Source organism: Streptodolium elevatio (genome assembly GCF_053592165.1).
Genome location: NZ_JBSFVE010000019.1, coordinates 34286 through 47266, shown reverse-complemented (window position 1 = coordinate 47266; position 12981 = coordinate 34286). Strand labels below are relative to the sequence as shown.

General features: G+C 72.1%; 8 protein-coding genes and 1 pseudogene. 4 read left to right on the top strand and 5 right to left on the bottom strand.

The window, feature by feature from the left end; genetic code table 11:
* Positions 1–32 precede the first annotated feature (32 nt).
* Positions 33–1799 carry a class I adenylate-forming enzyme family protein gene (locus ACWD12_RS29660; RefSeq protein WP_450102137.1) on the bottom strand — a complete coding sequence of 589 codons (1767 nt, stop codon included), beginning with the start codon at positions 1797–1799 and terminating at the stop codon, positions 33–35.
* A gap of 210 nt (positions 1800–2009) precedes the next feature.
* On the opposite strand from ACWD12_RS29660, the gene ACWD12_RS29655 reads away from it, so the two are divergent.
* On the top strand, positions 2010–2876 hold the full coding sequence (locus tag ACWD12_RS29655) for an enoyl-CoA hydratase-related protein (protein WP_358349250.1): 867 nt from the start codon (positions 2010–2012) through the stop codon (positions 2874–2876).
* 243 nt (positions 2877–3119) lie between these two features.
* Positions 3120–3542, top strand: a complete 423-nt coding sequence (locus ACWD12_RS29650; RefSeq protein ID WP_358349247.1) for a MarR family winged helix-turn-helix transcriptional regulator — start codon at positions 3120–3122, stop codon at positions 3540–3542.
* 88 nt (positions 3543–3630) lie between these two features.
* Here ACWD12_RS29650 and ACWD12_RS29645 read toward each other — a convergent pair whose 3' ends face one another.
* The 3 genes from ACWD12_RS29645 to ACWD12_RS29635 all read right to left on the bottom strand — a co-directional run bounded on the left by ACWD12_RS29645 (position 3631) and on the right by ACWD12_RS29635 (position 8500).
* Positions 3631–5931: a RelA/SpoT family protein gene (locus tag ACWD12_RS29645; RefSeq protein ID WP_450102136.1), complete on the bottom strand. Its 2301-nt coding sequence runs from the start codon at positions 5929–5931 to the stop codon at positions 3631–3633.
* 242 nt (positions 5932–6173) lie between these two features.
* Positions 6174–7328 (bottom strand): hypothetical protein, encoded by a 1155-nt coding sequence (locus ACWD12_RS29640; protein WP_450102135.1) that lies wholly within the window; start codon positions 7326–7328, stop codon positions 6174–6176.
* Entirely contained in the window at positions 7325–8500 is a 1176-nt protein-coding gene (locus tag ACWD12_RS29635; protein ID WP_358349238.1) for a phosphotransferase family protein, read from the bottom strand. Before ACWD12_RS29635 ends, ACWD12_RS29640 begins: the two co-directional genes overlap by 4 nt.
* Before the next feature lie 391 nt (positions 8501–8891).
* Here ACWD12_RS29635 and ACWD12_RS29630 point away from each other — a divergent pair.
* A pseudogene (locus ACWD12_RS29630) lies at positions 8892–9533 on the top strand (HAD family hydrolase); the annotation flags it as partial.
* A 379-nt stretch (positions 9534–9912) separates the two neighbouring features.
* Here ACWD12_RS29630 and ACWD12_RS29625 read toward each other — a convergent pair.
* A complete protein-coding gene (locus ACWD12_RS29625; RefSeq protein ID WP_450102134.1) occupies positions 9913–11082 on the bottom strand; it encodes a transcriptional regulator in 1170 nt (389 codons plus the stop codon).
* An 843-nt stretch (positions 11083–11925) separates the two neighbouring features.
* Between ACWD12_RS29625 and ACWD12_RS29620 the strand changes: the two genes are divergently transcribed.
* The gene (locus ACWD12_RS29620; RefSeq protein WP_450102133.1) at positions 11926–12072 is read left to right on the top strand and encodes a hypothetical protein; all 147 of its coding nucleotides are present in this window, start codon (positions 11926–11928) and stop codon (positions 12070–12072) included.
* The last annotated feature ends 909 nt before the right edge of the window (positions 12073–12981 follow it).

Below are 12981 nucleotides of genomic sequence, written 5' to 3'. Positions count from 1 at the left end.
AGGTCGCTCAGGCAGGGCCCGCCCGGCCCGGCTCACAACGTGAGCATCTCCCGCAGCTCGCGCTTCAGCACTTTGCCCACCGCGTTGCGCGGCAGCGGCCGTTCGCTGAACCGCACGATCGTCGGGACCTTGAACGCCGCCAGCCGCCCCGCCACGTGCCCGCGCAACTCCGCCGCGGACACCACCGCTCCCGGCTGCGTCTCGACGACCGCCGCGACCTCCTCGCCCAGTTGGCGGTGCGGTACGCCCACCACCGCGACGTCCGCGACCGCCGGGTGCTCGAAGAGCACCGCCTCGACCTCCGCCGAGTAGACGTTCTCGCCGCCCCGGATGATGACGTCCTTGAGCCGGTCGACCACGTAGACCAGCCCGTCGCCGTCGACGTACCCGAGGTCACCGGTGCGGAACCATCCGCCGGGGAAGCAACTCGCGCTCTCCTCCGGCCTGTTCCAGTATCCGCGAGCGATGTGCGGCCCCCGGAAGCGGAGCTCCCCGGTCTCGCCCCGCGCCACCTCGCGCCCGGTCGCCGGGTCGACGACCGCGACGTCGACCACCGGGACCGGGCGGCCCACGCTGTCCGGGTGCGCGTAGTACTCCTCGCCCGAGTTGGCCACCACGGCGCTGGTCGTCTCGGTCGTGCCGTAGCCGTTGAGCGGCGACACCGCGCGGCCGGACATCCGGCCCACGCCGTCCACCAGGTCCGGGGGCACCGGCGCGCCGCCGGCGCCGAGGCTGAGCAGGGACGACAGGTCGTACTTTCCGCGCGCCGGGGACTCCAGCAGGCGGCGCAGCAGCGTGGGGACCATCGTCGCGCTCGTGACGTGCTCCGATTCGATGAGCTGGAGGGCGCGTTCGGTGTCCCAGCGGCGCATCAGGGAGAGCTTCGCGCCCTGGCCGGCGGCGGCGTACATGCCGACGAGTCCGGCGATGTGGAAGAAGGGGTAGACCTGGAGCGCGCTCGGCCGGGGCATGTCGGGCGCCGCGGCGTAGAACGCGGGCATGCCCTTGGTCAGCATCTCCGGTGGTACGCCCGCGCGGGCCAACTGCACGGCCTGGAGCAGTTGGATGGTGTGCAGGTTGGTGGTGTGGTTGCGCTGCGTACCGACAGCGCCCTTGGAACGGCCAGTCGTGCCCGACGTGTAGATGATCGTCGCGTCGTCGTCCGGTGCGATCTCGGCCGCGGGCAGCGGGCAGGGGTCGGACCATCGGGTCAACGCCGCCGACAGGTCGGTCATGCCCGGCCGCATCGGGCCTTCCGGGTGCGCGACAAGGACGGCACGCACACTCGTCGGGACCACGTCCTCCTCCGCCGCCGCGAGCAGGTCGGCGCGCTCGCCGTCGGCGACCAGTACACACGTGCCGGAGTCGGCCAGCGCGTACCCGAGTTCGTCGGCTGTCCACCACGCGTTGAGCGGTACGGCGACGGCGCCCAGGACCTGCGTGGCCCAGAACGCGAGGACCCACTCGGGGTGGTTGCGCATCGCGATGGCGACCCGGTCGCCCTTGCGCACGCCCAACTCCTCAGCGAGGTGGCGCGCCAAATGGGCGACCAACCGCAGCTGTTCGTCGTAGCTGATGCGGCCTGTCTCGTGGACGAGCGCGTCGGCGGTCCCGAAGGCGGCCGTCCCCTCGAAGACCGTGCGGAGCGTCGCGGGCGCGGAGGCGTACTCCCGCCACCGGCCGCTGCCGTGGTTGCTGCTCTGATCGCCGGACCGACCGCCGCCACGATCACTGTCGACGATGGCGAACACCGAGTCCGGGGCGGTCAGTTCCGCCAATGCCTGCGTGCGGTCGAGCATTCGCCTGCACCTCCTGGCCATACGCCATGCCTGTTCACGCGTTGCGGGGACCCGGGGTGGAGCGGCACCACAGTAGTCCGGCAGGCGGCGTACCAGAACAGTTTTCCCGGCAACCGCCTGTTTCGCTCCAAGGGCTGGCGTGCCACGACGGGACACGGCAGGGTGTTGAGCGAGCGTTCGTCAGGTCGCCCGCGTCGGAGGAGCCGCCCTATGGAGTACGAGCAGATCGCCACGGAAGCCAAGGACGGGATCCTCACCGTTCGGCTGGACCGTCCGGACCGGATGAACGCCTACACGTTCCGGATGCGCGCGGAGATCTCCGACGCCCTGGACCGGGCGGACGCCGACGACGACATCCGCGTGGTGGTCTTCACCGGCAGCGGCCGGGCGTACTGCGCGGGCGCCGACCTCGAACAGGGCGCGCAGACCTTCGACGCGACCGCGCATGCCGCGGTGACGGGCGAACCGGAACCCGCCCCCGAGGACTTCCGCGACGACGGCGGCAAACTCGTGATGCGGCTCTTCCGTTCCACGAAGCCGCTCATCGCCGCCGTCAACGGCCCGGCGGTCGGCGTCGGCGCGACCATGACACTGCCGATGGACATCCGGATCGCCTCCTCCGACGCGCGCTTCGGCTTCGTCTTCGCGCGCCGGGGCATCACCCCCGACGGCTGCTCGACGTGGTTCCTGCCCAAGGTCGTCGGCATCGACCGCGCGCTCGAATGGTGCTTCACGGGACGCGTGTTCGACGCCGCCGAGGCCCACGAGGCCCGGCTCGTACGCGAGATCGTCGCTCCGGAGGACCTGCTCGACCGCGCGTACGAGATCGCCCACGGCATCGCGGAGCGCACACCCGCGGTGGCCGTCGCGGTCACCCGCGCGCTGTTGTGGGGCATGCAGTCCGAACCCGACCCCTGGACCGCGCACCGGCTCGAGTCGCGCGCGCTGCACTGGGCCGGCCAGTCGGAGGACGCCCGGGAAGGCGTCCTGGCGTTCCTGGAGAAGCGCCCGCCGAACTTCGGGCTCACCGTCAGCCGCGACCTCCCCGACCACCTCCGCAGCTGGCCCGCCGAGTAGCGCCGGGCGCGACCGGAACTCCGGTCGCCGCATGCGTCCCGTCCGCTCCTCCGCCTGGCCCCGGACACGCCCGAGCCGGGGCCAGGCGGGGCCGCGGCGTATGTTCACCCACACGTTCGACCCTCGCAGTTGTGTTCAGCAACCGTTGTAAGGCACGCTGTGTTCGGCAGCGTTGTCGGTGGTGAGGGTGTCGACGTGGGCGAGCGAGTGCAGACGGCCGTGAGAGACAGTGCGGGGCGTCGCGTGGTGCGTGAGGTCGGTGCCGCCACGCGGCTGCTGCGCGGGCTGATGGCTCCCCCGCTGCACGCGGCGGGCATCACCCAGGCGGAGTTCCACCTCCTGGCGATCCTGGAGGAGCGCGGGACGTCGACCGGCAAGGAACTGTCCTGCAAGCTCAGCCTCGACAAGACGACCGTCAGCCGGCAGTTGACCGCGCTCGAGGAAGCCGGCGCGATCGCCCGTACGACCGACCCGGCCAACCGGCGCTCGCACCTGATCACGCTCACCGAGGACGGCCGCGACCGCCTCGCCGACGCGCGCCGACGTACCATCGCCGTCCTGGAGGACCGTTTCTCCACCTGGCCGCCCGAGGAACTGGACGTCCTCGCGGACCACCTCGCGCGCTTCAACGACCAACTGCGCGGCGTCGGCGTCACCGAGGCATAAGAGCCCCGGCCCGCGAGCGGCGAACACCGATGCGCTTTCCGGCCCCCGCCCAGGGCGGTGCCTCGCCCGGAGCCGTCCCTCGTCGGCGCTACACCTCGCCCGGGGACTCCGCGACCCTCGGGTGGATCCTCGGCCGCGCGCGATAGACGTCGTACACACCCTGCACGCGCCGCAGTGCCTTCAGCAGGCGCGGGAGGCTGGCCAGGTCCGCCAGACGGATCGTGTACGTCTGCCGCACCCGCATCTGCTGCGGCGGCGCGATCGACGCCGACGTGATGTCCGCCCCCGCCGCGTCGATCGCGGCGGTGACGTCGGCCAGGAGCCTGGGCCGGTCGAGCGCTTCGAGTTGGACCGTGACGCGGTAACCGCGCTCGGCCTGATGCGGCAGCCACGCCGCCGTCACGATGTCGCGCCCGGCCCGGATCATCTGCTGCACGTTCGCGCAGTCGCGCTGGTGCACGGCGACCGTGCCGCCCCGGATCACGAAGCCGGCGAGCTCGTCGGGCGGTACCGGGGTGCAACAGCGGGCAAGGCGCACCGGCGCACCGGGCGAGCCGGGCACCGACACCAGGGTCTCGCCCGCGTCCTGTTCGGCGAGGACCGCCGGGGCCGCCTCGCTCGACGCGGCCAGGTTGCCGAAGGACTGGTCGGTCGGCGCCTCGTGCCGCCCCGGCATCCCGGGGATCATCCCCGCGGGGATCCCCGGCGGCATCCTTGTCGGCATCGCGGCGGCGTCCGGCGCCGGGTCGGGGTGCTCGGCCAGCCAGCCCTGGATGGCCACGCGCGCGAGCGGACTGCGGACGAAACCGAGCCACTCACGAGAAGGGCCCGCGCCGGAAGGCGGGGCCGTGATGATCGATACCGTCTCGCCGTCCGCGAGCACCGAGGAGAGGGCTACAAGACGGCCGTTGACCTGTGCGCCGATACAGCGGTGGCCGGTCTGCTCGCCGATCGCATACGCGGCGTCGACGCACGTCGATCCGGCCGGCAGCGTCAGCGGGCGGCCTCCAGGAGTGAACACCAGCAGCTCGCGGTCGGCCGACAGGTCGGCGGTGAGCTGCGACCAGAAGGCCGTCGCGTCGGGGATGCCGCCCTGCCAGGTCAACAGCCGGTGCAGCCACTCCAGCTGGCCCCGGCCGTCGGAACCGTCGGTGTCCTCCGCGGTGTGCGCGACGACGCCGAACTCGGCGAGGCGGTGCATGCGCCGGGTGCGGATCAGGACCTCGACGACCTCGCCGCCGGGCAGCGAGATGGCGGTGTGCAGCGACTGGTACAGGTTGAACTTGGGGGTGGCGATGAAGTCCTTGAACTCCCCCGCGAGCGGCGTCCAACAGGTGTGCATGACCCCGAGCGCGCCGTAGCAGTCGGTGTCCGCGTCGACGACGACCATGAGCCGCGACAGGTCGAACGGCCCGAGCGGCGCGTCGCCGCGGCGCACCTGGACGCGGCGGGCCGAGACGTGGTGCCGGGAGCGCGGGGTGACCTGCGCGTCGATGCCCGCGTCGCGCAGCGCGCGGCGTACCGACCCGGCGAGGGCCGCGGCGGCCTCGTCGCGCTCGGCAGCCTGCTCGGCCAGCACCCGCACGATGCCGGCGTGCTCGTCGGGTTTCAGCGTCGCGAAGACGATGTCTTCCAGCTCGGTCTTGACGACGTGGATGCCCAGGCGCTCGGCGAGCGGGATGAAGACGTCGCGGGTGACCTCGGCGATGCGGATCTGACTGGCCCGGCGCATGTGCCGGATGGTCCGCATGTTGTGCAGCCGGTCGGCGAGTTTGATGACCGTCACGCGCAAGTCGCGGCCGGTGGCCACGAGGATCTTGCGCATGGTCTCGGCCTCGGCCTCCTGCCGGTTGTTGAAGTCGACCTTCTCCAGCTTCGTGACGCCGTCGACGAGGTGCGCGACGTCGTCGCCGAAGGACTCCCGGACGGTGTCCAGCGTCAGGTCGGTGTCTTCGACGGTGTCGTGCAGGAGGGCGGCCACCAGCGTGGTGGTGTCCGCGCCCAGCTCGGCGAGGATGGTCGCGACGGCGAGCGGGTGCGTGATGTACGCCTCGCCGCTCTTGCGCATCTGGCCGCGGTGCGACAACTCCGCGACCACGAAGGCGCGTTGCAACAGTGCGAGGTCCGCCTTCGGGTGGTGCGAACGGTGCACCTGGACCAGCGGGATCAGCGTTTCGAGTGCCTCGGGGCTGCGTCTGCGGTTGCCGCCGATGAGGAACGTCGCGGCGGCGAGGCTCAGCCGCTGCACGGGGCGGCGGGCGGCACGGCTCGCCCGGTCGGGATTCGTGGCCGAGGCTTCCCCGCGCTTGTCGGGGCGCGCATCGACCGGACGGGGCGTCACATCTCGCGCGCCCGCGCCTACGGGCGGGTCGATCCCCCCGATCGTCATGGCGCACCTCCGGCACTGGAACACCGGAGCATCGCCCCGGTGGTTCATGCTACCGGCAAGTCAGGGGGGCATGTCCGGCGGATGTCGCCGATCACACACCACCACCCGTGCGGGTGAACTTCCCAGGGCCGCAAGAGCGGAGGCGGCCCGCGCGCGTCGAACCGATGCCCGTTCGGACGCGCGCGGGCCGTCTGAACAGCGCCGATACCCTGCCGCGGCATGGGGCTCGGACACCCGCCGGACTACATGAAGGACGTCTCCTCGGTCAGGCCGAGCGACGCGTCCGCGCCCGTGATGATCGGCTGGCAGTTGCCCCATCCGACACCGCCGCCGACCGGGTCGGTGACGCGGATCACCGTGTCGCGGATCTGGTGCAGCCGCCGCGCCTGCTCCGGCGTCGAGCAGTCCGCGACCCGGTCGCCCTCGACGTGGAGCTCGCCGCGCCACTCGCCGTGGTGGTGACCGTCGAGCCCGAAGTACAGCCCGCCGCCGAGGTGGAAGCCGGTGTCCGAGACCACCTCGATCTGCAGCGGACGCGCCGAGCCGTCGGCCATCGTGGCGTGCACCTTGCCGCCCCGCAGCCGCCGGTTGACCGGGTCGTACGACAGCTCGGGCACCAGGTCGGCCCACTCCTCCACGCGTCCGTCCGGGTGCTCGACCCCGCCGGTGACGCGCTTCTGGGAGAACCCGGGTGCGGTGGTGATCTGGTAGTGCAGGAACAGCGCGTACCGGCTGCCGTCCGGGCGCTCCATCAGCACCGGGGACCAGATCATGCGGAACGACGCCGAGGCGGGCATGCCGGCCGGCTCCAGGTCGGAGGCCGGCGTACCGACGTCGTAGCGGGTGCCCCACGAGTGGTCGCGCGTGGAGACCCAGGTGTCCGGGGTGATCTCGGTGCGCTCGCCGTCGACCTCGACCCAGCCGTGCGCCACCCCGGTCTGGTGGTAGCGCACCAGGTCGGCGGCGACGCGGTAGGCGCGCCGGTTGTGCGTGCGCTCCTCGCACACCGGCGGCACGACGGCCTCGAAGGTCCAGTCGAAGGCGATCGGCTGCGCGTCGTTCGGCTCCAGCACGAAGCGGACGACCTTGAGCGGTTCGAGGACCTCGTACTTGACCGGTCCGATCTCGGTGCGCGTCGGCTCGGGCGACAGGCGGCGGGACGCGCGTACGGTCACCTGCTCGACGCCGCGCGACACACCCGCATAGCCGTCCATGACGTTGCGGTTCGTGTACTTGCCCAGGCCGAACCCGAGTTGGAGGCTGCCGTCGCGGGCCGCCGCCATCGCGCAGACCTTCTCGGTCCACGAGGGGTCGGTGGTGCCGACCGAGCCGAAGGTCTCGGTGACCTGGTGGGTGAAGCCCTCGTCCGCGGCGATCAACTGGCCTATCGGGTTCACTGGGCGGTCTCCTCCGTGGTGCCGGCGGACTCGGTTGCGGCCGAGAGCGAGTCCCAGTACGTGCCTTCGAGCATCTTCTCGATGAGCGCCCGGTGCAGGACGGTCTCGTCCAGGTCCTCCGGCATGACGCGCTCGCCGAAGAACTCCTGGCGGTGCGCGATGCGGGCCATGACGACGCCGTGCCGGACCGCCGAGTACACCTCGAAGTAGTGCGTGTTGACGGGGGTGTGGCCGGTGAGCCGCTCGTACTGGGCGTAGACGTCCTCGCGGCGCAGCAGGTCGGGGATGCCCGGCAGGCCGCCGTACCGCGTGGCGATGTCCTGGAAGAAGTCGTGGATGAACACCATCCACGCGAGGTCGAGTTCGCGCGGGCCGACCGCGGCCATCTCCCAGTCGAGGACGGCGGTGGGCGCGAAGTCGACGTACAGGATGTTGCCGATGCGCGCGTCGCCCCAGCTGATGACGTCGGCGCCCGGGTCCTCCGGGAAGTTGTCCTCCAGCCAGGTGAAGGCCCGGTCCAGCAGCGGTACGCGGCGCCCCTCGATGCCCCACTCGTAGAACGCCTTGAGGTCGTTCAGGTGGCGGCGCAGCGCGGAGTCGCCGGGCTGCTCCAGCTGCAGGAACGCGATCTCCTCGGGCGTCGCCTCGATGCCGTGGATCTCCGCGACGATCGCGACGGACGCCTCCTGCAGGCGGCGGCGGTCGGCCGGGTCCGCCTTGAGCAGCCAGCTGTCGATCGTGTACGGCATGACATCCGGCGGTGCGGCGCCGTCCGCCCGCCCCATCACGAAGAAGGGAGCGCCGAGCGGTGCCTCGTCCGGCTCGTTCCACAGCAGCTTCGGCACCGGGATGCCGCAGCGCTCGCCCACGAGGGTCATGACGCGGTACTGCTTGTCGAGGTCGTACGTCGGGAAGACGGGCTTGGCCTCCAGCGCCGGGCGCATGCGGACCACGCAGCGCTCGGCGCGCGTCGCGCCGTCCTCGGTCCAGGTCGCGTCGAACAGCAGTGTCTCGCTGGACATGCCGTTGGTCGCGGGGATGCTGAGCTCCGAGACGTGGGGGTCGGCCCCGTCCGGCAGGCGTCCCGCGAGCCACGAGACGAGCCGGTCGTGCACCTCGTTCAGGTCGCGGTTGCTGACCTGCGGGCGGGCGACCTCATCGGAGTCGGCCACGACAACCTCCGGTATCCGTGCCGCGTTTGCGACGGGTGCTTCGGGTTTGCCCGGGGCCCGGTACGGTCCGTGAGGCCCGGGAGCGAGCCCCAAAAGTGAAACCGGTTCTATCACGTGCGACACGTGTCATCAATGGTCGGCGGGCTGCCGGGCCGGTCCCGGGCCGGTTCCGGAACGGCGCGCTCCGGCGTACGCGGCCCCCGGACTCCCCCGCCGCGCGGGCGCGCGCCGTCACCCGTCCGCCACGTGCCCCCCAACAGGACGCACGGTAAGCCGGTCCCCCGCGGCCCGTACCGCGATACCGTCTGGGTGGTCCCGCGCCACCCGGGTCGCCCGAGTCGCCCGAATCGCGTCCGCCAAAGGGGCCGGAGACGGGAGCAGGAGCAGTCGCATGAGGATCAACGCGGTGGTGTTCGACGTGGGTGAGACCCTGGTCGACGAGAGCCGTGAGTACGGCACCTGGGCCGATTGGCTGGGGGTGCCCAGACACACCTTCTCCGCGGTCTTCGGCATGGTGCTGGCCCAGGGCCTCGATTACCGCGAAACCTTCCAACGGTTTCGACCCGGCTTCGACCTGGAGTCCGAACGCGCCGCCCGGGCCGCCGCGGGGCGCCCGGAATGGTTCGGGGAGGACGACCTCTACCAGGACGTCCGGCCCTGCCTCAAAGCCCTGCAGGGCATGGGCCTGTGGCTCGGCGTCGCCGGAAACCAGACCGTCAATGCCGGATCGATCCTGCGGGGCCTCGACCTGGGCGTCGACCTCGTCGCGACCTCCGACGACTGGGGCGTGGTCAAGCCCGACGCGGAGTTCTTCGAGCGGCTGGTCGAGGATTGCCCGTACCCGGCCGACGAAATCCTGTACGTCGGCGACCGCCTCGACAACGACGTGCGCCCGGCGCACCGCGCGGGCCTGCGTACCGCGCACGTCAAGCGCGGCCCGTGGGGCATGCTCGTCGCGGCCGACACCGAGCTGCGCGAGGTGGCCGACGTCCTTCTCACGTCGCTCGACGAACTCCCGGGCGAGGTAGGCCGCTTGACCGGCAGGGGCACCGGTGCCGGCGCTGGTGCCAACGGCAATGGCAGTGGCAAGGGCAAGGGCAGTGGCAACGGCCGGAAGACCGCGGACGGCGCGAAGGACACCCCGGGGACGCCGACGGCGCGGTCAATCGCGCAGTGAGCCGTGCGGACGTGCGGTGAGACGTGCAGCGAGACGCAGTAAAACGTGCAGTGAGAAGTGCAAGGCGGCCGGTCCGGGATCGGGGGTCCCGGGCCGGCGGCGACGGCGGATCGTGGGGAGGCAGCGTGCCGTGTCCGCCACGCAAGGGGCCCGCCGCAAAGGTGTCCGGCCCCGTGGAAGCAGGCGGGATCGAGGGTTCCGCGAAGCCCTGACCGTGCGCGCCTCGGAACGGCCGTCAGGCGGCCGGATCCGGGGGGCCGGGGAGATCGGCGACGTCGGAAAGGTCCGGGAGGTCCGGGAGGTCTGGGACCGGCTCGGGACGAGGGCGCGGACGCGCGGAGGACTCGGCGTGGCCGGCCGCCAGGCGGTCGTCCAGTTCCGCGACGAAGGGCTCCCCGGCCCACGGGGAGAGGGCGGCGCGTACCGTGCGCACCCGGTCCACCGCGGTCGCATAGCCCTGGCGCTCCACGAGCCCCAGGACGCGGTGCAGGAGCCCGCACGCGTCCTCGGGCTCCCGGGCCGCCGCGGACGCCGCCGCCAGGTCCGCCAGCGTGACCGCGCGCTGCTTGTCCGCGTCGGGGGCGAGCCCCGCGAGCGTACGGTGCAGCGTGGCCTTCGCATGGTCGGTACGCCCGGCCGCGAGTTCCGCGGCGCCCCGGAATCCGTCGAGGCGCGGCCCCGAGAACCAGTCCAGCCACGCGGGCGGTCCCGACGCGGACCACGAACCGGTCGCGGTCCGGGCCGGGTGCAGGGTGTCCGCGGCCCGGTCGAGCAGCGGGAACGCGCCACCGGGATTGCCGAGGCGTACCTCCGCCTCGGACGCGACGGCGTCGAGCCACGCGTGGATGACCGGCCCCGCGTCGCCGCGCGTCGCACAGTCGCGGGCGGCGTCGAGACGACCGCGCGCCTCGCTGCCGCGCCCCGACCAGGCCGGGGCGAAGGCCATGTGGCCCAGCACGGCGGCGCCGAGCGCCCCGTCACCGGCCGTGTCGGCCGCCGCGAGGGCGAGGTCCTGCCAGGATTCGACCTGCTTTTCGCCCAGTTGCAGGTCGAAGAAGGCTATGCGGGAGACCAGCAGCGCCGATTCGGCCACCGCGGCGGCAAGCCGCGCGTCCGGTCGGCCGGCCATGAGACCGGCACCCGTGCGGACGTGCCGCGCCACCTTGGGCAGCAGGTGGGCCGGCTCCTGGGTCCAGTACTCCTCGCGCAGGCGGGCGGTGGTCCGGGCGTACGCCGCGGGGTCGGCGGCCCCCGAACCGTGGACGGATTTGCGGCCGGGATCGCGGGTGCCGGCCGCAGCGCGGCCCTGCGTGCCCGCACTTACTCCTGCGGCCACGCCGGCGGCACCGGCAAGAAAGCTTCGTCGTTGCACCGCGTCCTCCACGCGCATCGTGATGAAGGGCATGCCCGCACCGCACCGACACCCGCGACGTCGCCGTCGCCGGGGCCGGACTGCGGAAGGAGAAGGAGGGGGAGGGCTGCTGGTTCACGATCCTGGCCGCCTGAGGACCGGTGCCGCTATTGGTTGAGGCCCCTTAGGGGCCAAGAGTCCTCCACAAGTCCTCCAGGAGTCCCCGGCGGCGACCTCGTCACACACGGTGCCGACCTGATTGCATCGATGTCAGGACGACGGGAGGACGCACAGGAGGACGTCCTGACACAACGTCAGGCCTGGTGCCGGACACGGCACACCCGCACCGTCCGGCGAACGAACTGCCCGACAAGCTCACGATGAACCCGGAACCATCGCACCGCGGAACACGAACTTCCCGAACAATTCGGCAGGTTCGGTCGGTTCGAAAGCTCCGACAGGAACCACGGACACGACAGGCACCAGCACGACAGGCACCAGCACGACGGGGACCCGCACGACAGGAACGACACGAACGACAGGAACGACACCCACGGTTCGGACCACGGCCCACGCACCGACGAGAGAGGACGCCTCCGTTGAACGCCGACGTCAACCGCAGCAGGACGGCCGTGGTGCCGCAGGACATGATCCGGAACCCGCACGCTCCGCGCCTTGTCGCGGCCGGCGAGACCTTCGATGTCATCGAGGTCGAGGACCGGCTCGGATTCGAGGCCCTGGGAGCCCTGTACGCCCACCGCGTCGCGGTGGGACCGGTGATCTCCGACCGGCGCTACCGCCGCATCGGGTTCCTGGTCCCCCCCTGCGACAGCCACGCCCGCGGCCCGGCAGCGCGCGGTAGGCCCGCGCCACCACGGCCGCGGGGCGTGGATCACCGTGCCCCCCGCGGACTGCGAGGACGGGCCGCTGGTGTGGCTGGTCCCACCCAGCCCCGAAGGGCGGCTCACCGCGCTGCACCACGTGCGGGCCGCCATAGCGGAGGCGGCGAGAATGCTCGCCGACTCCCGGCCACGGGTCTCCTGAGAGACCCCCACATTCGTACCGGCCGAGGTTCCTGACTGAGCGGCTCCCCCTTGTCCGACTCGCCTCGGCCGGTACTGCACCACTTGCGCCACCGGAAGCATGCGCACTGCCTGCCACTTGATCGACCGGAACCGCGCGGATCGTGTGGACCGCGCGGACCCGTGGACCGTCCGGCCCGCGTGGACCGCCGGAACGTGGACTGCCGGGGACAACCGCGCATTTGAACGCGGCTGAACCCGGCCGCAGTCGCCGCACCCGCAAAGCCTGTCGCACGTACTTCGGTCGCTTGTCCGCTCGATTCGCTCCAACCGCCGCCCCCCGCCGGCCAGGCCGTGAACCACGCGCCGACGTCGGCAAAACCTTCGTACCGCAAGGACCTTCGACCGACGCACACCGAACTTCCGACGCACACCGAACTTCCCTGGGGCTTCCCGGCGCCGCCACGCCACACGCCCCGCTCCCGCGGCATCCCTGTGCCGGTCCCACCCCCCAGTGGTCGGCAGCCGCGATCCGGGAAGCGCGACCTCCGTAGCGCGATCCCCGGCGACAGGACCCGGCCCGGCAGGCCGGGCTCTGTCACGTCGCGGGCAGGCGAACGCGACGCGGGCGAGCGTCCGTGCCCCACAACCCGAGCCGGTTCCCCGACCACCGTCAGGTCGGGGAACCGTCGCATGTCTGCGGCCGCTCCGTTGCCGCGGGTACGTCGCCTGCTCGGTCCGCTACGTCGCCTGCTCCGGCGCGTCGACGCCGCGGGTGCATCGCCGACACGACGCGTCACCCCGGCAATCGATCACCGCAAGCGGCGATTTGCCCCTCTCGTGCATGATTGACGTGAGCGTTCGGGACGTACGGCCCCCGCAAGATCGCGGTTACCGGCCGGTCGTGTGCGTAGTCGCAACGCCAGTGGGC